Source organism: Duganella sp. P38, from assembly GCF_050859475.1.
GTDB lineage: Bacteria > Pseudomonadota > Gammaproteobacteria > Burkholderiales > Burkholderiaceae_D > Rugamonas.
On the sequence record NZ_CP193936.1, the window covers coordinates 3431849 to 3451770 of the forward strand.

Genomic DNA, 19922 nt, shown 5'->3' on the forward strand with positions numbered 1-19922 from the left:
ACACGCCATGAACCGCATCGCTGCCGCCATCCTGGGCGGCTACCTGTTCGCTTCCACCGCCGCGGCCTTGCTGTCGGCCTTCCATGGTCCCGGCAGTGACGCCATGCTGGGCGGCGCGCTGCTTGGCCTGGCGTTGTACGCGCCCGCCATTATCTGGGCCTTCGCCACCAGCAGCACGCGCCGCGCCTGGGCCGGCCTGCTGGGTTCCAGCCTGGTGTTCACGGTGCTGACCGCGATTGCGGGAGCGTCGTCATGACCGGCGGCCTGCGCCAGCGCATGGCGTGGCTGCATACCTGGGCGGGATTGTGGGTATGCTGGCTGGCTTTCGCCATTTTCCTGACCGGCACCCTGAGCGTGTTCGTCCACCCGATTTCGGACTGGATGCGCCCGGAGCAGGTGCAGGAGCACCAGCAGGCGGCGTTCACCGGCCCGCTGGATCACGCGCGCCAACTCCAGCACGGCTTGCGCTACCTGGAACGGCATGCTGCCGATAGCAAGATGTGGGAACTGTGGCCGCGCGCCGACGAAGAGGAATTCCAGGTGTTCTGGCTGAACGAGCGAGGCTTCTACGAAGACGCCCATCTATCCACGGCCACCGGCGCGGCGCTGCCGGAACCAGCCAGCACGGTGCGCGACACTTTGGGCGGCACCCACTTCGTCACCTTCCACCACGAACTGCACGCCGGCCTGACCGGCTTGTGGATCGTCGGCGCGGCGTCGGCGGCAATGCTGGTGGCGCTGATTTCCGGCGTCATCACGCACAAGCGCATTTTCCAGGATTTCTTCACCTTCCGTCCGGCCAAGGGCCAGCGTTCCTGGCTCGATGCGCACAACCTGGCGGGCGTGCTGACGCTGCCCTTCCTGTTCATGATCGTCTACAGCGGCCTGGCGATCAGCTGGGCCACGTATATGCCGGCGGTATCGTTCGCGCAGGAACTGCGCACCGGCGAGGCGGCGCATGTGCGCGAGTTCGGGCCGGAGAGCAAACCTGCCGGGCGTCCCGGCGTGCTGGCGCCGCTCGATCCGCTGGTGCATCAGGCGGAAGCCACCTTCCGCACCACGGCTTTCGCCGTGGTGGTCAACCATCCCGGCGACGCCGCGATGACGGTCGATATCTACAGCACCAATACGCCCGACACGCAGGACGGCAACCTGTTGAGCAAACGCGGGGTGATGAAATTTAACGGCATCAGCGGCAAGCTGCTGGAAACCGAAATGCCGCACCGCGCACCGCCGAACGGCGCCCGCGCCACCATGGCCACGCTGGACGAGCTACACCGGCTGCACTTCGCCGGCGCGGTAATACGCTGGATCTACTTTGTCGCCGGCATGGCGGGAACGGCGATGATGGCGACCGGCGCGATTCTGTTCATGGTCAAGCGCCGCCAGAAGGCGCTCAACGAATTCGGCGCCGCGACGCAGCGCGTGTATCGCCTGATCGATGTGCTGAATGTGGCGACCATCGCCGGCCTGGCGCTGGCGTGCATCGGTTTCCTGTGGTCGAATCGCCTGTTGCCGCTGGACCTGGTCGAGCGGCACGAGTGGGAAGTATCGGCCTTTTTCGGCGTGTGGCTGCTGGCGTTGGCGCATGCCGCGCTGCGGCCGGCGCCGCAGGCGTGGCGCGAGCAGCTCGGGGCCGGCGCCGCGCTTTGCATGCTGCTGCCGTTGCTGAACGTCGCCACCACCGGGCAGCATGTGCTGGGCTATCTGGCGCGGCGCGACCTCGAACGCGCCGCCGTCGAGCTGACCGCCATCGCCGTCGGCGCCCTGCTGGCCTTTGCCGCCTTGCGCGTCGGCCGGCGCAAGGCGTCCGCCGCAACCGTTATCAGAAAGGCCGCATCATGACTTATGGATTGATTGTCCTGACCGCGCTGGGATTGTGCTTTGCCGGCATGGCCGCGCTGTCGCTGGCGATAGACCGGCACCACCGCCAGGTATATGGCGACGACGCGCCGGCGCGCAAACGCCTGCTGCTGCGCACCGGCGCCGTGCTGCTGCTGGCGTTGGCCATCGTGCCGTGCGTGGTGCTGTGGGGTGCCGGCGCCGGCTTCGTGGCGTGGATCGGCATGCTGACCATTGGCGCCTTGCTGGCCGCCGTGCTGCTGCCGTACTGGCCAAGGCGCGTAGCGCCGCTGGCCGCCGCTGCCGGAGCCTTGAGCATCGCCGGCCTGGCCAGCCTAGCGCTGACCTGATGGACTGTCAGCCTGTGCGCACAGCTTGACCGGCCCTGCGCAAAGCAGGCGTGCAGCAGGCGTGCGCTACACCCACGCATCGTCACGATCCCCGGTGCACGGTGTCCGCCGCCGCGCGTGCGTTGCGGCTCAACGGGAACTGACGAGCCGCCGCTGCTTGTGCATTTCGTCCTGCACCAGCAAATTCTGGCGCGCCGCCTGCAGGGTGGCGACATCGGTGCTGACCGTCTTGCGCAGCAAGGGGCGCGGCAGGTCGGCCCAGCGGCTGCGCGGCGTCGGCGCCGCCGCCAGCTGGGTGTTGGCCGACACCGGAACGTGCTCCGTGTAGTCCTCGCTGCGGCTACCTTGCGGGCACTCGGCATCGGTCAGCAACACCTCGCCGTTGGCGTCCACGCATCGGTTGACCGTGGCGCCGGCCAGCTCGGTCATCGCGGCCAGTGCCGCGCACAGGATGATTTTCATGATCGATGCCCCTTTGACAAGAGCTTCCATCATGCGGGCCGCCGCGCTCCGCGTCTGTACGGCCACGCACACGCCAAATGCGCCGCATATAATCCATGTCGGTTACAATAACGCCTTCTTTCTGTATCACGATACGTGGTGCCGTAGCGCGGCATCGCTCCATCTGCCTATGAAATATCTCCTGATCTTTTCCGCGCTGGCGGTAGCCCACGGCTATGCGACAGCAGATTCGCTAGACCCAGTCAACGCCCGTGGCTGGAATACCTCCGCTGAACTGGGCGCGATTTCCACCTCCGGCAACACGGTCGGTACTTCGGTGACCGGAAAGATCGACGCCAAGCAGGAGACAGCCAAGTGGAGCAACGAGTACATCCTGGCCGGCTATTTCAAGGACGAGGAAGTCACCAACGACGACGGCGAAAAAGTGCGCGAGCGTTCGGCGCAGCGCTACTCGGTGTCCGCCAAAGCCGGCTACAAGCTGCTGCACGACGACCACGGCAAGCTGTTCGCGCTGGCCACCCACGTCGACGACCGCTTCGGCGCCTACACCCGCTACTCGACCATCGGCATCGGTTACGGCACCCAGACCTACCAGTCGGACACCCACACGCTGGACGTGGAAATCGGTCCGGGCTACTTCCGCGGCGTGCGCGTTGAAAACGATGTGCAGGTGGTGGAAACCGGAGGCACCATCCGTGGCGCGGCCCTGCTGAAATGGAAACTAAGCGAGAACGCGCAGTTCAGCCAGAACCTGATCGTCGAGCGCGGCACCAGCAACACGCATTCGATCGCCGAAACGGCGTTACGCACCAAAATCAACAGCACCATGCAGATGAAGGCTGCCTTCAACATCCGCAACGACACCAACGTCCCTGCCGACAAGAAGAACACCGACACGCAAACGTCGGTCACCCTGGTTTATTCTTTCTAACTTAGTTAAGCATCCAATGAACACTCCACGCACTCTCGGCACGCCCCTGTCCCCAACCGCCACCAAAGTCATGCTGCTCGGCTCCGGTGAACTCGGCAAGGAAGTCATCATCGCGCTGCAGCGCCTGGGCGTGGAAGTGATCGCCGTCGACCGTTACCCGAACGCGCCGGGCCACCAGGTGGCGCACCGCGCCCACGTCATCAACATGACCGACGGCGAAGCGCTGGCCGCCCTGATCGCGCAGGAGAAGCCGGACCTGGTGGTGCCGGAAATCGAGGCCATCGCCACCGACAAGCTGGCGCAGCTGGAAGCCGCCGGCGAGATCACCTGCATCCCGACCGCGCGCGCGGCGCAGCTGACCATGAACCGCGAAGGCATCCGCCGCCTGGCCGCCGAGACGCTCGGCCTGGCCACCTCGCCATACCGTTTCGCCAGCAGCCTGGAGGAACTGGAAGCCGGCGCCGCCGCTGTCGGTTTCCCATGCGTGGTCAAGCCGGTGATGTCGTCGTCTGGCAAGGGCCAGTCGAAGGTCGATTCCGCCGCCGACGTCAGGGCCGCGTGGGATTATGCCGCCGCCGGCAGCCGCGTGGACTCGGGCCGCGTGATCGTCGAAGGCTTCATCGACTTCGATTATGAAATCACCCTGCTGACCGTGCGCTCGCTGGGCGCCGACGGCAAGGTGGTAACGCAGTTCTGCGAACCGATCGGCCACGTTCAGGTGCAGGGCGATTACGTCGAATCATGGCAGCCATGCCGCATGGACCCGGTGGCGCTGGATCGCGCCCGCGACATCGCCGGCAAAGTCACCGGCGACCTCGGTGGCCTGGGCCTGTTCGGCGTGGAGCTGTTCGTCAAGGACGATATGGTGTGGTTCTCGGAAGTGAGCCCGCGCCCACACGACACCGGCATGGTGACCATGGCAACGCAGGTGCAGAGCGAATTCGAGCTGCACGCCAAGGCCATCCTCGGCCTGCCGGTCAACGTGGCGCTGAAGGCGCCCGGCGCCTCGGCCGTGATCTACGGCCAGCACGAAGCGGCGGGCATCGCCTTTGAGGGCGTGGCCGATGCGCTGCGCGTGCCGGATACCGATATCCGCCTGTTCGGCAAGCCTGAATCGTTCGCGCGCCGCCGCATGGGCGTGGCGCTGGCGACCGCCGCCGACGTCGACACGGCACGCGTGAACGCCAAGCTGGCGGCATCCAGGGTCAAGCCGGTCGTCGCCAGCTAAGCTAGCGCTACATGCCCCGGAACAGATCGACGTAGTTGCGGCTGACCACCAGCTGTTCCGGGCGGCCCTTCAGCTGCACCATCAAACGCCCGCGGAAATCCTGCCGGGTGCCCGCCACATGGTGCGCCGCGACGATCACGCTGCGGTGGATCTGCCAGAATTTCTGTTCGTCGAGCTGCTCGCGCAGTTTGCTGATCGGCGTGCGGATCAGGCTTTCGCCGTCCGCCAGAAATACGCTGGTGTACTTGTCGTTACTCTGGAAGTAGATCACCTCGTCGACCGGAATCAAGCGCGTCTGGTCGCCATGCGTGGCGCGTATCCATTGCAACGGCGCCGCCGCCGGCGCGGGAGCAGGCGCCAGCGCGGCGCTGCCGCCGGCCGCCAACTGCGCCAGCAAGGCCTGCAGGGCCGCCGCCGGCGCCGCGCCCTCGCCCGCCGCTGGCTTCAGGCGCGCCTTCAGTTTCGCCACCGCCTTCTCCAGCCGTTCCAGGCTGGCGGGCTTCAGCAGGTAGTCCAGCGCCGAATGCTCGAACGCCTCCACCGCGTACTGGTCATAGGCGGTCACGAACACGATATGCGGCGGCTTCGGACTGTCCACCAGCCTGGCGGCGACATCGAGGCCGGTCATGCCCGGCATGCGGATATCGAGGAACACCACGTCCGGCGCCTCCTCGTCGATCATGCGCAGGGCTTCCAGGCCATTGGCGGCGCGCGCCACCACGCGCAATTCCGGCCAGACGGTTTTCAGCTGGCCTTCCAGGTATTCGCGCAGATGGGCTTCGTCATCTGCGATCAGGGCTCGGACGGTATCGATGTCGGACTCGCGTTCAAAGGCAGCATCAGGCGCACCGTCATGCCGCAGGGTTGATTTTCCAATAATTCTACCTTAGCCGCGCCGCCGTACAGGCTGCGCAGCCGCTCGCGGATGTTACTCAGCCCGACGCCGCCGCCCGGCTTGCGCGGCGCCGCGTCGCTCAGACCGACGCCTGTGTCGCTGACGCGGATCGCCACGTGCTGGCCTTCGACGCCGGCGCTGAACACGATCTCGCCGCCCTCCACCTTCGGCTCAAGCCCGTGTGCGACGGCGTTTTCAACCAGCGGCTGCAACAGCATCGGCGCCATTCTGAACTGGCGCAGTTCGTCCGGCAGCTCGATGCGGTAGCGCAGGCGCTCGCCCATACGCACCGCCAGCACGTCCAGATAGGCGGCGATCAGCGTCGCCTCGGACGCCAGCGTCGCCTGGTCGCTGCGGCTGGCCGCGAGGCTGGCGCGCAGGTAATCGATGAAGCGCTCCAGCATGTGCTGCGCCCTGGCCGGCTGCGGGCCGATCAGGCTGACCACATTGGCCAGCGTGTTATACAGGAAGTGCGGCTCGATCTGCGCCTGCAAGGCGCGCAGCCGCGCCTCGGCCAGCATGCGCGCGCTGGCCGCTGCGAACTCCTTCTGCCGCGCCTCAGCCACCGCGCGCGCCGCGCGCCGCTCGGCGGCGCGCCGCACCGTGTACAGCAGGAGGGCCACCACCGCTGCGACGACCAGGCCCTGCATGACGATGCCGCGATGGCTCAACACCTTGAGCGGATCGGTGCCGTTCAACAGCAGATTGCCGACGCTGATGCCGAACAGGACGCTGAAACTCATCAGCGCCATGCTGAACAACACGCGCGGCAGCCCGCGCGCGCGGCGCGGCCAGCCGTTCAGGAGGCGATTGGACATCGTTGTGCCCAGGTGGATCATGGCGCCGATCAGGTTGGACATCAGCAGCATCGGCCACACGCGCCCGCCGAGCGGCGCGCGGTAGCCCAGCAGCCATTCGACGGCCAGGAACGCGAACGCCATGGCGCAGCTCCAGATCACGGTGTACACCACGTTGCGGAACCACGACGGCGGCCAGCGGCGGAACAACGGTATCAGTTCCATCGGGTGCGCCATCGGCGCAATGCTTGTTTGCTCGGTCATGCCTGAAAATTACCATGAAAGCAAACCGGCGCGCGATAAGGCAGTCGCGCCAGCGCCCGCGGCCCGGCCTTGATGTTGTGCGCATCAAACACCGTCAGCACACTCTGGGCGCGGCGCGTATCCTGCGCCACGCCGACCACATAGCCGTCCGTTTCCGAACGCGCGCCGCGGCGCGGCACCAGCACATGCTCCTCCACCTGCCAGCCGGCGCCGAAGTGATAGCCATCGACCTTGCCGCTGTCGGTGTCGATCAGGTTGACGCTGTCGAGTATCAGTTCGCGGCCGCCGGCGCCCAGCACCAGCAGCTTGCGATGGCGCGAAGACACCACCTGCGGCATCACGCGCGGGAACTCGCTGACGCCGAACAGCCGCGCCTCGCGCGCCTGGCCGCTGGCGTAGTCCAGCGTGATCTGCACCGTGGCGGCGGGATTGTCGGACACCATGCGGCTGTCGCCGCGCATCGGCAGCGCCACCTTGCGCAGGGCGTCGCCCTCGTGCAGCACGGCGTCGAAGCGGGTGCAGGCGCCGTCTTCATACGCGTTCCCGAAGTGGAAGACCGAACGCGCCGGCAACTCGAACACCTGGCGCAGCGCCAGCGTGTCCTTGGAAATGACCAGGGCGCGCATCGGGCGCTGGCCGCCGGCCCAGTGCAGGCTGTCGGCGAAGCTGGTGTCGGCGCCGGGCCGCATGTCGTAAGGCGCGATCAGGAAGATCAGATGGCGGCCGCTGACCACGAAGTCGTGCACCATGTTCAGCTGCGGCACGCCCAGCATGGCGGTGCGCGTCACCTCGCCGGCCGCATTCAGGCGGTAGATAATCAACTGGTTCGCGCCCGGCGCGGTGCCGAAGTTCCACATGCCGCCATCGGGGTCGATTTTCGGATGTGCGGAAAACGGCATGGCTTTCAGGTCGCCGCGCCAGGTCTTGATGCCGCGCGTGGCCAGCGTTTGCGGGTCGATCTCGGTGGCCGAGCCGCCCTCCCACAGCGCATACAAGCGGCCATTCAGCGGCACCAGGTTGGTATTGGCGACATTGCCGGTATCGCTGTTCTTCAAGCCCTTGCGGCCTACATGCGTGCCGAACGCCGGGTACAGGAAGCGCCCCGCCTTGCTTTCCTCAATATACTTCTGCGTGGCGACGAAGCGGCCGATGTGGCTTACTTTGCCGCCGCCGATCTGCCAGCGCTGCACAAACCCGTCGCCGTCGAACCAGTGATGATAGCGTTCGCCGCCCAGCTCGAAGCGCCCCGGCCCGTTGCGGTAAAAACCCCGTTCAGGTCTGCCGGCAGGCTGCCGAGCACCGTGGCCTCGCCCGACAGGTCGCCGCTATGGTCCGCATAGACCGACAGGCGCGCATTCTGGTCCAGCGCGGCGTGGAAGCTCTGGTAAGTCAGGCTGTCGGCCAGCGCCGGCGACGAGGCCAGTCCGAGGGCGGCGACACTGAGAAACTGGCGGCGGTTGGTCATCTCGGCCTCCGTTCAGCGCAGATTGATGGTGGTGGCGGCGCCGGCTTCCGGCAGCGCGATGCGCGCCTCTTCGTAGCGCGGCGCGCCGCGCTTGCCCATGGCGTTATTGCTGAAGGCATAGTCCTCGGTCGGCATGCCCATGGCGTTGCGGTCCATTTGGCCGTTGCTGTTCTCGTCGTGATACACGGCCAAGGCGTATTCGCCGGCCGGCAGGCCGCTGACGGTCAGCTGCACCGTGCCCTCCTGCGCCGGCGCCGCCGCGCCGCGTACCGGCTTGGCGAGGAAGGTGGCGGCCGAATTGAACACGGCGACTTTCACGTCGCCCTGCGCATTGGCGACACCCTCAACGCGGATGGTCAGGTCGGCGGCATGGGATGGCAAGGCGGCGGCGAGCAGCACGGCGAGGATCAGGCGGGACATATCGGACTCCTGTGTGGGTTAAAGTGTGATGTCACTTTAACCAGCCCACAGTGACGCCGCTGGGCCTTGCGACGAAATGCGCCTAGCGGGAGCGAACTGCATCCCAATGGCGCGAAATGGCGTCCAGCATCTGTTCCACGTCGACCGGCTTGGCGATGAAATCGTCCATGCCGGCGGCAATGCACTGGTCCTGCTCCGACTTCATCACGCCCGCCGTCATGGCCAGCACCGGCAGTTTCAGGCCGAGCACTTGGCGGATCTGGCGCGTGGCCTCGTAACCGTCCATCACCGGCATCTGGACGTCCATCAGCACGATATCGTAGTCGGCGGCGCGCTCGCGCAGCCGGTCCACCGCCAACAGGCCGTTTTCCACCAGATCCACCTCGGCGCCGGCGTGTTCCAGCATGCCGCGCGCCACCACCTGGTTCAGCGGATGGTCTTCCACCAGCAGCAGCCGCACGCCACGCAATCGCGGTCCCGCCGGCGCGGCTTCCAGCTCCGGCTCGGGCCCCGCAGGCACTTCCGGTAGCACCCAGGCGTCGTTGGCGGCGCCTTGCCAGAGCGGATGCGCCGGCTGCGCGCCCTCTTCCGCCACCGCGAACGGCAGCGTCACGACAAATTCGCTGCCGGTGCCCAGCGTGCTGCTGACGGTGATGCCGCCGCCCATCAGCTCCGCCAGCCGGCGGCTGATCGCCAGTCCCAGCCCGGTGCCGCCGAAACGGCGCGTGGTCGAGGCGTCGGCCTGGTTGAAGGCCGAGAACAGGCGGCTTTGCTGCTCGTCGTCCATGCCGATGCCGGTGTCGCGCACAGCGAAGCGCACGGCGGCCGCGCCGCCATGCACGGCGCCGTCCAGCCGCACGCGCAGCGACACGCCGCCGCGCTCCGTGAACTTGACCGCGTTGCCGACGAGGTTAATCAGGATCTGTTGCAAGCGCATGGCGTCGCCGACCAGCATCGGCGGCACCTGCTCGTCGGTGCTGATGGCCAGCGTGATGCCGCGCGCATTGGCGTGCAGGCCCATTACATTAGACACCGCGTCCAGCACCTCGGCCAGCAGGAAGGTCTGGGGCGCCAGTTCCATACGCCCGGCTTCGATCTTGGAGAAGTCCAGCACATCGTTCAGTATCCCCAGCAGCACCTGGCCGGACGACCGTATCATGCCGACATACTGCTTCTGCGACTGGCTCAACGGCGTATTCTCCAGCAGGTAGGCCACCCCCAGCACCGCGTTCATCGGCGTGCGGATCTCGTGGCTCATATTGGCCACGAACTCGCTCTTGGCGCGGCTGGCCGCTTCGGCGCGCTGCTCGCTCTTTTTGCGGTCGGTGATGTTCATCGCCGTCAGGTAGAAGCCTATCACCTTGCCATCCTGCGCCAGATCGGGCACCAGGTCGACCAGGAAGTGGCGCGTGCCGTCGACGCCGACGAAGTCGCGCTCGTAATGCAAGCGACGCCCGGCCAGCGCCGAACGCAGTTCGCCCAGCCACGGTTCGGCGGCCGGCCCGAATACTTCGCTGACGGTTTTGCCCAGCATCGCCTGCGGCTCCAGCCCGAACTGGGTGCGGAAATGGGCATTGACGAAGCGGTAGCGCAGTTCGCGGTCAAGGTAAGCGATCAGCAGCGGCAGCGTATCGGCCAGCACGCGGGCGCGCCGCTGGCTGTCTTCGGTACGCTGATGCGCCGCCTCGCGGCTGGCTTTCTGACGGGCGTTGCTGACCAGGGACAGCAGGCCGACCACCGCCGCAAACACCACCGATACAGCAACGATCAAGGTATCGTTGGAAGGCAAGGACAAAGTTCACTCACTTTAATCGAAATGGACAAAATATACCGTGCCGGCGGCCGGAACGCCAAACCATTATGACAATATTTACGTTATAGTGGCTCATCGTTGACAACCACAGAACACTGCCATGCGCGCGCTTGTGCTGCTTACGCTGTGCTACGCAATGACCGCCCACGCCAGCCTGCTGCTGGCGTTCGCCCATACCAATGCGACGCCCGTGTGGCCGCCGTCCGGCATCGCTTTTGCCGCGATGCTGGTGATGGGCTACCGCGCCTGGCCGGCTATCTTTGCGGGAGCCTTGATCGCCAACCTCACCACCTTCCACGCCAACGGCGTCGCGCTGCACGCCAACGCCATCCTCGCCACGCTATGCATCGCCTTCGGCAACGTGCTGGAAGCGCTGACCGGCACATGGCTGGTGCGCCGCTATTTCGACGTCAAGGCGCCTATCGGACAGCAGCAAAACGTGTACAAGTTCGCGCTGGTGGCGATGGCCATGTGCTCGGTCAGCGCCGGCATCGGCAGCACCAGCATGGTGCTCAGCGGCCTGGCGCCGGCCGCCGACCATGCGGCCATCGCCCTGACCTGGTGGGTCGGCGACACCGCCGGCGTGCTGCTGATCGGCCCCGCCATCATCGTCTGGTGCGTGCGGCGGCTGCCGCGCTGGCGCTGGCGCGGCGCGCTGGAAATCGGCGCCTCGCTGCTGGCGCTGGTGCTGGTGTCGTATGCGATGTTCAGCCGCCACTACTCGTTCGACGACGGCCTCGGATGGCTGCCCTATTTGTTCGTGCTGGCCATCGCCTGGGCTTCCTACCGCTACGGCCTGCGCGGCGCCAGCATGGTTTGCCTGATCGCCGCCGGCGGCGCGGTGCTGGGCACGATCCATGGCCTCGGCCCGTTCGCGGTCGGCACGCTGAACGACGCGCTGATCGCGCTGGCCAGCTTCATCATGCTGTGCAGCCTGATCGCCATGGTGCTGTGCGCCGACGTCAGCGAGCGCAAGCGCGCCGGCGACGACGCGGTCAGCTACAGCGCCGCGCAATGGGGCACGCTGCTGGCCGGCGTCGGCCTGACAGTGGTGGTGTGGCAGCTGCTGTCGGCCAGCACCGAACGGCGCGCGCACGAGCAGTTCGAGGCTGAATGCGCGGACATCGCCAAGCGCATCGCGCGCCGCATGACGCTGTACGAATCCGGCTTGCGCGGCGCGCAGGCGCTGTTCAAGGCGCAGCAGAATCCGAGCCGCGACCAGTGGCGCGACTTCGCCGAGGGCATGGACCTGCAAAACAACTTCCCCGGCGTGATGGGGCTGGGCTACGGCATGTTCCTGCGCGCGGACCAGCGCGCGGCCACGGAAAAGGAGATCCGCGACCAGGGCTATGAAGATTTCCGCATCTGGAACAATGGCGCCGTTCACGATCCAGGCATGTCGGTGGTGGTGATGTATCTGGAGCCGTTTGCTGGTCGCAATCTGCGCGCCTTCGGCTACGACATGATGTCCGAGCCGACCCGGCGCCTGGCGCTGATGGAGGCCGCGCGCAGCGGCACGCCGGCGCTGACCGGCAAGGTGGTGCTGGTGCAGGACGACCAGAAGGCCGGCCTGCCCGGCTTCCTGATGTACTTCCCGGTCTACCGCCGGGACGCGCAACTGGCGCCGGCCGCCACGCCCGCGCAGCGCATGGCGGCGCTGCAGGGCTTTGCCTACAGTCCGATCCGCGCCGACGAATTGATGCAGGACTTGCTCGGCCCCGCCGACCGCAGCGTGCGGATGGAGATTTTCGACGGCGCCTCCACCGCGCCGGAGGCTCTGCTGTTCGCCAGCGAGCGCCCGCCGGCCGATCCGCGCCAGTATCCCAACCCCTACCAGCGTACGCTGACGCTGGAACTGCTGCACCACCAATGGACGCTGCACTTTGCCTCGCAGCCGGCGTTCGAGGACGCCATCGATCGCCAGAAATCCCATATCGTGCTGCTGGCCGGCGTGATTATCAGCCTGCTGTCATTCGGCGCGGTGCGCGCGCTGACCGCGCGCCAGGTCTACGCCACCGCGCTGGCGCGCCAGATGACGGGGGCGCTGCGGCAGTCGGAAGGCTCGCTGATCGCTGCGCGCGACCAGGCCGAAGCGGCCAGCCGCGCCAAGAGCGAATTCGTCGCCAACATGAGCCACGAGATCCGCACGCCGCTGAATGCGGTGCTGGGCATGGCGCATTTGCTCGGCAACACCGCGCTGTCGCCGGAACAGCAGAAGTACGTGGAGATGATACGGTCCTCCGGCCATTCGCTGCTCAGCATCCTGAACGACGTGCTGGATTTCTCCAAGATCGAAGCGGGCCGCATGGAGCTGGCGCCGGCGCCGTTCCAGTTGTCCGCGATGCTGGAGGCGATCGCCACCATCATGACCGTCAACGCCGGCGAGAAGGACCTGGAACTGGCGATCGGCGTCGAGCCGGGCGTGCCGCCGCTGCTGGTCGGCGACAGCCACCGGCTGCAACAGGTGCTGGTCAACCTGGTCGGCAACGCCATCAAATTCACCGAAAGCGGCGCGGTATCGCTGCTGGTGGAACTGGCGCAGGCGCCGGCCACGCTGCGCTTCACGGTGCGCGACAGCGGCATCGGCATCCCGCCGGACCGGCTGGCGCAGTTGTTCGCGCCATTCTCGCAGGCCGACGCTTCGATGACCCGGCGCTTCGGCGGCACCGGCCTGGGGCTGGCCATTTCGCGCCGCATCGCCGCGCTGATGGACGGCGCCATCGACGTGCGCAGCACCCAGGGCGCCGGCAGCGAATTCATTCTCACGGTGCCGTTGCAAACCGGCGTGGAGGCGGCGCACGAGCGCATGGCGACGGTGCAGCACCTGCTGGTGGTGGACGACGACAGCACCAGCGCCGATTACCTGTGCCGCACCATCCGCGCGCGCGGCTGGAGCTGCGACAGCGCCGCCACCGGCGAACAGGCGCTGGCGCTGCTGCGCCGGCGCGAGGCGCGCTACGATGCGGTGCTGGTCGACTGGAACATGCCCGGCATGTCCGGCCTGGCCACCATGCAGGCCATCCGCGCCGACGACAGCATCGGCCGGATGCCGGTGATCCTGATGATCAGCGCCTTCGGCCAGGGCAAGCTGCTGCACACCGACGGCGCCCAGGCCGCGGACGCTGTGCTGCTCAAGCCCCTCACCGGCAGCCGCCTGGCGGAAACGCTGCAACAGCTGCAGGCCCACGGCCGCGACGCCGTCCCTGCCGCCGATGCCGACGCCGGTCAGCGCCTCGACGGCGTGCGCATCCTGCTGGTGGAGGACAACCCGGTCAACCAGCTGGTCGCCAGCACCATGCTGGGTCACGCCGGCGCGCTGGTGAACACGGTGGACAACGGCCGTCTCGCCGTCGACCATTTGCGCACCGAGGCGCAGCGCTACGATCTGGTGCTGATGGATGTGCAAATGCCGGAAATGGACGGCTTCGAGGCCACCAGCCTGATCCGCGACGAGCTGGGACTGCACCTGCCGGTGCTGGCCATGACGGCCGGCGTGCTGGCCTCCGAGCGCGAGCACTGCCTCGCCTGCGGCATGAATGACTTCATCGCCAAGCCGATCGACGTCGAGGAAATGCTGCGCGTGATCGCCCGCAACCTGCCGCCCAACCTGCACGCCGCCAGCGCCGGCTGAGATTTGAAACAACAGGTGAAACAACAGGTGCGCGCCGCGCGAATTTAATGTAGTATTTCACATATATCTTTAAAAGACGCCGACGCCATGACTTTGCCGCTCACCACAGAATCCATCGTCACCCTGGTCCACGAGTTTTACGACGGCGTGCGCGCCGATCCGGAACTGGGCCCGGTATTCGACGCCGCCATCGGCGACAACTGGGACCCGCATCTGGCGCGCATGGTCGACTTCTGGTCCACCGTGATGACCGGCAGCCGCAACTTCCAGGGCAACGTCTACGGCAAGCACATGCTGCTGAACGGGATCACGCCAGACCACTTCCAGCGCTGGCTGCACATGTTCGTCGCCACCACCAACCGACTGTTCGCGCCGAAGGACGCGCAGGAATTCCAGATCGTCGCCCGCCGTATCGCCGCCAGCCTGCAACTGGGCTTCTTCGGCGAAGTCAAAGTCTCATAAGGAGTCGCACCATGAAAACCATCCCCGCCAACGTCACCTTCTACAAAAGCACGCCGGTCTTCACCGAGGACAGCGTGCCCGCAGCCATCCAGCGCGGCCACACCACCGCCGACGATGTCTGGGCGCGCATCCGCATCCTTGAAGGCAGCCTGCTTTACCGCATCACCGACCCGCGCGTGCCAGCGGAAGAAGTGCTGCTGACGCCAGAGCATCCCGGCGTGGTCGAGCCGAAAATCGAACACCAGGTCGAGCTGGTCGGCCCGGTGCGTTTTCAACTGGACTTCCACCGCTAGGCAGCGCTAGCCCTCGATCACCAGCGGATCGCGCAGGCGCTTGCGCGAGCTGCGCGCATGCGGCACCCAGGCGTGGGTTTGCCAGCGGCGCCACATGATCAAGCCGCGTATCCATTCGTCGGCGGCGTAAGCGATCCATACGCCGGGCAGGCCCCAGCCGAGGACCACGCCCAGCAACCAGCTGCCGCCGGCCAGCACGAACAGCATCGACAAGGCGCCCGCCATCACCGGGAAGCGCGCGTCGCCGGCGGCGCGCAAGGCGTTGATCACCACCAGGTTGAAGGTGCGCCCCGGCTCCAGCACCACGGTAATCCATAGCAGCGTGGCGCCGGCGGCCAGGATTCCGGCATCCTGCGTGAACCAGCCGAGCAGCCACTTGCCCAGCAGCGCGGCGCCGGCGGCGATCAGCAGGGACACCACCAGCCCGCGCGCCAACGCCCGTTTCACGACGCGAGAAGCCTCGCGCAGCCGGCCGGCGCCGATCAGGTAACCGACGACGATTTCCACCGCCAGCCCGGTGGCGATACTGAACATCATCACGCCGCCCATCAGCTGCAACACGTAAGCCTGCGTGGCCAGCGCCCTGGCGCCCAGGTCCGCCGCCGTCGCCACGCTGACCATGAAGGCCAGGCGCCAGGCGATATTTTCCGCCGCTCCCGGCAAGCCGATATGCAGCACCGCCGCCAGTTCGCGGCGCGGCAGCCGCCACCAGTCGGCGCGCGCCAGCGTAATGCCCAGATGGACGCGCCACATCAACAAATGCAGCGCCAGGCCGAGCATGCGGCTGAGCGCCAGCGCCAGCGCGAAACCGGGCAGGCCGAGCGCCGGCGCCGGCCCCCAGCCGTACATCAGCGGCAGCGACAGCGCCAGATGCGTAACGTGCATGATGACCAGCACCACCAGCGTATCGCGGGTGCGCAAGTGCGCGCGCATCACGCCCGCCATGGAAGCGTTCCAGGCGTCGAACAGCATGGCGGGACCGAGCGCGATGAGGAATGGCGCCGCCAGCGGGAATACTTCGGCCGGCGTGTTCAAAAGATGCAGCAGGCCGTTGGCGCCCAGCATGGCGATCAACGCGGTGACGGCGCCCAGCCAGCTGCTGGCGCCGACCACCGCGCGCGCGACCTTGTTGGCCGCTTCGCGCTGGCCGCCGCCCATATTCTGCGTGACCACCACGCTGACGCCGGCGCCGATAATCCGGAACAGGATGAACAAGGCCGCCGACACCTGGCTGGCGATGGCAAACGCGCCGCCGGCCTCGTCCGAAATGCGCGCGGCCAGCGCCGTGCCGATCACGCTGGACGCAATCGCCAGCCCCAGTTCGACCAGCAACGGCCAGGCGAGGTTGAACATGGGCGGCGTCTGGACTGGCGTTCTGGAAGAGGACATGAAAGAAAATATAAATTATTGCCAACTAAGGCATAGTTTATATCAAGTTTCAATCCAGAAAGTCAGAATACTCCTTCTGCGCGTAGCCCTTGAGTTTTTGCCACGGCAGATCGCGCGTCACGCCAGGCTGGATGGCGATGTCGACGCGGTTGAAAAAGGTGGCGGCCTTGTCGCCGCTCTCGATAATCAGCGGCACCTGGCGCTGCTCGTCCCACAGCACGCGCTCGAACAGGCCTTTCTCTTCGCGCTCACGCCAGCGCGCGCCCGCCACCGTCGAAGCGCGCGACGACAGCGGCATCGCCTTCAGGCGCTTGCTGTCCAGCAGATAGTAGGCGTGGTCCCAGGAACCATCGAAATTGACGTTGCCGTATTCGGCCGGCGGGATGGCCACCACTTCCCTGTCATGCGCGTCGATAAATTCGATGCGCGTCTTGCCGCCCTCCTGCACCACATGGCGCGCCAGCACCACGTGGTTAAAGTGCCTGTGCGCACCCTGCTTGTGTTCGTCGTGCGCCCCGGCGTGGGCCGGCAGCACGCGCATGGTCCAGACATGGGCGGCGCGGCGCAGCATCTGTTCCTCATAGCGCGCTTCGCGGGTAACGCCTTCCGGCGTGATTACTTTGCTGTAATACGTCACCTTCAAGTCCAGGTCGGAGGCGGAAGCGACAAAGGCCACGCTCAACGTGGCCGCCAACAATAACAGTTTTTTCATGCGACTCTTCAAGAAAAAGGGAGCAGGCCCGGCCTGCTCCCCGGTCATTACAGGCCGAAGGCCGATTTCAGCAGGCTGAACACCTTGGTGTTGTCCAGCGTGCCCTTGAAGCTCTTGGCGCCGGCGCCGGTGGCGAACAGCTTGACGTCGCCGCCGCCGTGGGTTTCGCTGGCCAGGCGCACACCGGTTTCCTGCAGGTAGTTATCGGCCAGCACCGTGTTGCTGTCCAGGCTCACGCGGGTGTTCGGACGGTTCGGGCCGTTGCCGAAGACCAGCGTGGTGTAGGTGTTGCCGTCGGCGTCCTTGGCCGGCTGGTTGTCGCGGTAGCCGCGGTTGATGTCGAGGATGGGATTGCCCTTCTTGCCGTAGCCGTTGAACGCCAGCGTGTGGTCGTGGTCGGCGGTGACGACGATCAGCGTGTTGGCCAGCGTCGGGTCGGTCAGCCTGGCCTTGTCCAGCGCGGCCTTGATGGCGTCGTCGAAAGCGATGGTATCGGTCAGCGCGCGCTTGGCGTTGGTGGCGTGCAGCGCGTGATCGATGCGGCCGCCTTCGACCACCAGGAAGTAGCCATTGCTGTTGGCCGCCAGCAGATCCATGGCTTTGACGGTCATCTCGGCCAGGCTAGGCTGGCTGGCGCCCTCTCCGGCCGGCGGCGTGGCTGTGCGGTCCAGTTCGTATTCCAGGTGGCTCTTGCTGCTGTACAGGCCGATGAATTTCTTGCCGGCGCTGGCCGCGTTCATCTCGGCCTTGGTGGCGGCCACGGTGTAACCCCTGGCGGCCAGCTCGGTCAGCAGGTTGCGGCCGTCGGCGCGGCCGGCCGTGTTGCCGGCGCCGTAAGGCGTGAAGTGGTTGCGGCCGCCGCCCATCAGCACGTCCACGCCATCGCCCAGCGCGGTGTTGAAGCCGGCGCCGCCCGGCACCAGTTGCGCGGCGATGTGGTACTGCGCGTTGCGGTTGCAGATGTGCGACCAAGCCGTGGCCGGGGTCGCGTGGGTCAGCTCGGTGGTGGTGATGGTGCCGACCGCCTTGCCCTTGGCCTTGGCCAGTTCCAGGATGGTGGTGGCGCTGGCGCCGTTGCCGGCGGCGCAGTTATTCACGCCGAGGTTGCCGTTGGCGTCCTTGCCCGGATTGGTGGCCACGGTTTCCGGCGACATCGAGATGACTTCGTTATTCATCTTCACGCCGGTCATGTAGGCGGCCATCGACGGTGCGCTGTCGGTGGTTTGCGCATCGTGCGAATAGGTCTTGATGCGGGCGGTGCGCTCCAGCGTGTCCATGGTCAGGCTGCCGGCTTCGCCGTATTTATAGATGCGCGAGGCGGTGATGGTCGACGGCCCCATGCCGTCGCCGAGGAAGAAGATGATGTTCTTGGCTTCGCCGGCGGCATGCGCGGCCTGGGTGAAGGACAGCGCCAGCGCGGCGGCTACGAGAGTGCGTTTCATATGTGGTTCCGTTCTTTAAATTTGACTCACAGGCCGGCGGCGGTTTTCACCAGCGAGAACACCTTGGTGTTGTCGATGGTGCCGGTGAAGCTTTCCGATCCCTTGCCGATGGCGCCCAGGAAAACGTCCGTGCCGCCATGGGTTTCGCCGCCGGCGCCCATGCGGATCACCGCCTCCTGGTGATAGGTGTTGGCGCTGGTGACGCTCTCGTCCAGCGACGCCTGGCTGGCGCGGCTGCCCTGCACGCGGTTCTCGCCGTTGCCGAAGCCGATGATCGGGTATGGCGCGCCGTCCAGGTCCTTGTCGACCGCGCCGGTGACGTAGTTCTTCACCACGCCCAGCACGCCGGCGTTGGCGCTGGTGGTTTTGCCGGTGCGCTTGGCGTAACCGTTCAGCACCAGCGTGTGATCGTGGTCGGCGGTAACGACGATCAGCGTGTTGGCCAGCGTCGGGTCGGTCAGCTTGGCCTTGGCGATGGCGGCCTTGATGGCGTTGTCGAAGGCCACGGTGTCCTGCAAGGCTTTCTTGGCGGTGGTTTCGTGCAGCGCGTGGTCGATGCGGCCGCCCTCGACCATCAGGAAATAGCCCTTGCCGTTGCGGGCCAGCACGTCCATGGCCTTGGTCGTCATCTCGGCCAGGCTTGGCTCCTTGGTCGCATCGCGGTCCAGGTCGTAGCTCATGTGGCTGGAGGTGAACAGCGCCAGCAGCTTGTCGGATTTGCTGCCGTCAATGGCGTTGAACTCGGTGGTGTTGCTGGCGTAGGCGTAGTTCTTGGCCTTCAGTTCGGCGATCAGGTCGCGGCCGTCGGCCCGCTTGCCGCCGTCCTTCACCGGCTTGAAGAACTGGCTGCCGCCGCCCATGATGACGTCGATGCCGCTGGCGCCCAGCGCGCTGTTGTAGCCAGCGCCGCCTGGCACCAGCGCTGCGGCGATATCGTTTTCCAGATCGCGGTGGCAGATGTGGGCGTAGGTGGCGGCCGGCGTGGCATGGGTGATGCGCGCGGTGCTGACCACGCCCGTGCCGAGGCCGGCGGTCTTGGCCAGTTCCAGCAGCGTGGTGGCGGCGGTGCCGTTGCTGGCGCCGCAGTTGTTGCCCAGCTTGTTGCCGGCCGCGTCGGTGATCGGGTCGATGGCGGTGGTGTTCTGCGACATCGAAATGACTTCGTTATTCATTTTCACGCCGGTCATGTAGGCGGCCATCGAAGGCGCGCTGTCGGTGACCTGGGCGTCGTTGGAGAAGGTCTTGACGAAAGCCGTTTCCGGCAGCGTGTCCATGGTCAGCTCGCCGTCCTCGCCCACCGAATAGATGCGGGCGGCGGTCATGGTGGTCAGGCCCATGCCGTCGCCGAGGAAGAAGATCACGTTCTTCGGCGCAGCCGCCACCGGCGGCGTGGTCGGCGTGGCGGTGCCGCTGTTGTTATCGCTGCTGCTGCAGGCGGCCAGGAAAGCGGCGCTCAATGCAGCGATCAAAAGAGACTTACGGTTCATGTCATCAATCCAGCTTGTTATAAAGATTTGCAAGATAAC

Annotated in this window: 19 protein-coding genes; 8 read left to right on the forward strand and 11 right to left on the reverse strand. The window is 66.4% G+C overall.

Going from position 1 to position 19922, the window contains the following annotated elements; genetic code table 11:
* Positions 1-7: 7 nt before the first annotated feature.
* From ACRQ5J_RS15955 to ACRQ5J_RS15965, 3 genes are read left to right on the forward strand one after another with little or no spacing between them, the layout of a single operon-like run.
* A complete protein-coding gene (locus tag ACRQ5J_RS15955) occupies positions 8-256 on the forward strand; it encodes a DUF3649 domain-containing protein (RefSeq protein ID WP_432377930.1) in 249 nt (82 codons plus the stop codon).
* A complete protein-coding gene (locus ACRQ5J_RS15960; RefSeq protein ID WP_432377932.1) occupies positions 253-1845 on the forward strand; it encodes a PepSY-associated TM helix domain-containing protein in 1593 nt (530 codons plus the stop codon). The genes ACRQ5J_RS15955 and ACRQ5J_RS15960 overlap by 4 nt, the downstream gene beginning before the upstream one ends.
* Entirely contained in the window at positions 1842-2192 is a 351-nt protein-coding gene (locus tag ACRQ5J_RS15965; RefSeq protein ID WP_432377934.1) for a DUF3325 domain-containing protein, read from the forward strand. The genes ACRQ5J_RS15960 and ACRQ5J_RS15965 overlap by 4 nt, the downstream gene beginning before the upstream one ends.
* A 129-nt stretch (positions 2193-2321) precedes the next feature.
* On the opposite strand, the gene ACRQ5J_RS15970 is transcribed toward ACRQ5J_RS15965, so the two are convergent.
* A complete protein-coding gene (locus tag ACRQ5J_RS15970) occupies positions 2322-2654 on the reverse strand; it encodes a DUF4124 domain-containing protein (RefSeq protein ID WP_432377936.1) in 333 nt (110 codons plus the stop codon).
* A 169-nt stretch (positions 2655-2823) separates the two neighbouring features.
* Here ACRQ5J_RS15970 and ACRQ5J_RS15975 point away from each other — a divergent pair, with 169 nt between their 5' ends.
* Together ACRQ5J_RS15975 and purT are read left to right on the forward strand one after the other, a co-directional pair.
* Entirely contained in the window at positions 2824-3585 is a 762-nt protein-coding gene (locus ACRQ5J_RS15975; RefSeq protein WP_432377938.1) for a DUF481 domain-containing protein, read from the forward strand.
* Positions 3586-3601: 16 nt separating this feature from the next.
* Positions 3602-4813: a formate-dependent phosphoribosylglycinamide formyltransferase gene (gene purT, locus ACRQ5J_RS15980; RefSeq protein WP_432377940.1), complete on the forward strand. Its 1212-nt coding sequence runs from the start codon at positions 3602-3604 to the stop codon at positions 4811-4813.
* 7 nt (positions 4814-4820) lie between these two features.
* On the opposite strand, the gene ACRQ5J_RS15985 is transcribed toward purT, so the two are convergent.
* The 6 genes from ACRQ5J_RS15985 to ACRQ5J_RS16010 form a co-directional block, all read right to left on the reverse strand.
* The gene (locus ACRQ5J_RS15985; protein WP_432383666.1) at positions 4821-5585 is read right to left on the reverse strand and encodes a LytR/AlgR family response regulator transcription factor; all 765 of its coding nucleotides are present in this window, start codon (positions 5583-5585) and stop codon (positions 4821-4823) included.
* Positions 5586-5605: 20 nt separating this feature from the next.
* Positions 5606-6769: a sensor histidine kinase gene (locus ACRQ5J_RS15990; RefSeq protein ID WP_432377942.1), complete on the reverse strand. Its 1164-nt coding sequence runs from the start codon at positions 6767-6769 to the stop codon at positions 5606-5608.
* The gene (locus ACRQ5J_RS15995; protein ID WP_432383667.1) at positions 6766-8004 is read right to left on the reverse strand and encodes a carotenoid oxygenase family protein; all 1239 of its coding nucleotides are present in this window, start codon (positions 8002-8004) and stop codon (positions 6766-6768) included. The genes ACRQ5J_RS15990 and ACRQ5J_RS15995 overlap by 4 nt, the downstream gene beginning before the upstream one ends.
* The gene (locus ACRQ5J_RS16000) at positions 7926-8234 is read right to left on the reverse strand and encodes a hypothetical protein (protein ID WP_432377944.1); all 309 of its coding nucleotides are present in this window, start codon (positions 8232-8234) and stop codon (positions 7926-7928) included. The genes ACRQ5J_RS15995 and ACRQ5J_RS16000 overlap by 79 nt, the downstream gene beginning before the upstream one ends.
* A 12-nt stretch (positions 8235-8246) precedes the next feature.
* Positions 8247-8654 (reverse strand): DUF2141 domain-containing protein, encoded by a 408-nt coding sequence (locus ACRQ5J_RS16005; RefSeq protein WP_432377946.1) that lies wholly within the window; start codon positions 8652-8654, stop codon positions 8247-8249.
* 82 nt (positions 8655-8736) lie between these two features.
* Positions 8737-10449 carry an ATP-binding protein gene (locus ACRQ5J_RS16010; RefSeq protein ID WP_432377948.1) on the reverse strand — a complete coding sequence of 571 codons (1713 nt, stop codon included), beginning with the start codon at positions 10447-10449 and terminating at the stop codon, positions 8737-8739.
* A 118-nt stretch (positions 10450-10567) separates the two neighbouring features.
* Between ACRQ5J_RS16010 and ACRQ5J_RS16015 the strand changes: the two genes are divergently transcribed.
* The 3 genes from ACRQ5J_RS16015 (at position 10568) to ACRQ5J_RS16025 (ending at position 14853) form a co-directional block, all read left to right on the forward strand.
* Positions 10568-14098: a CHASE domain-containing protein gene (locus ACRQ5J_RS16015; protein WP_432377950.1), complete on the forward strand. Its 3531-nt coding sequence runs from the start codon at positions 10568-10570 to the stop codon at positions 14096-14098.
* Between the two features lie 87 nt (positions 14099-14185).
* Complete coding sequence (locus ACRQ5J_RS16020; RefSeq protein ID WP_432377952.1) at positions 14186-14560, forward strand: group III truncated hemoglobin; 375 nt, start codon at positions 14186-14188, stop codon at positions 14558-14560.
* Between the two features lie 11 nt (positions 14561-14571).
* Complete coding sequence (locus ACRQ5J_RS16025) at positions 14572-14853, forward strand: DUF1971 domain-containing protein (protein WP_432377953.1); 282 nt, start codon at positions 14572-14574, stop codon at positions 14851-14853.
* 6 nt (positions 14854-14859) lie between these two features.
* Here ACRQ5J_RS16025 and ACRQ5J_RS16030 read toward each other — a convergent pair whose 3' ends face one another.
* The 4 genes from ACRQ5J_RS16030 to ACRQ5J_RS16045 all read right to left on the reverse strand — a co-directional run bounded on the left by ACRQ5J_RS16030 (position 14860) and on the right by ACRQ5J_RS16045 (position 19883).
* The gene (locus ACRQ5J_RS16030) at positions 14860-16206 is read right to left on the reverse strand and encodes an MATE family efflux transporter (protein WP_432377954.1); all 1347 of its coding nucleotides are present in this window, start codon (positions 16204-16206) and stop codon (positions 14860-14862) included.
* Between the two features lie 85 nt (positions 16207-16291).
* Complete coding sequence (locus ACRQ5J_RS16035; RefSeq protein WP_432377955.1) at positions 16292-16954, reverse strand: hypothetical protein; 663 nt, start codon at positions 16952-16954, stop codon at positions 16292-16294.
* A 47-nt stretch (positions 16955-17001) separates the two neighbouring features.
* Complete coding sequence (locus ACRQ5J_RS16040; RefSeq protein ID WP_432377956.1) at positions 17002-18396, reverse strand: alkaline phosphatase; 1395 nt, start codon at positions 18394-18396, stop codon at positions 17002-17004.
* A gap of 26 nt (positions 18397-18422) precedes the next feature.
* Complete coding sequence (locus tag ACRQ5J_RS16045; RefSeq protein WP_432377957.1) at positions 18423-19883, reverse strand: alkaline phosphatase; 1461 nt, start codon at positions 19881-19883, stop codon at positions 18423-18425.
* Positions 19884-19922 lie beyond the last annotated feature (39 nt).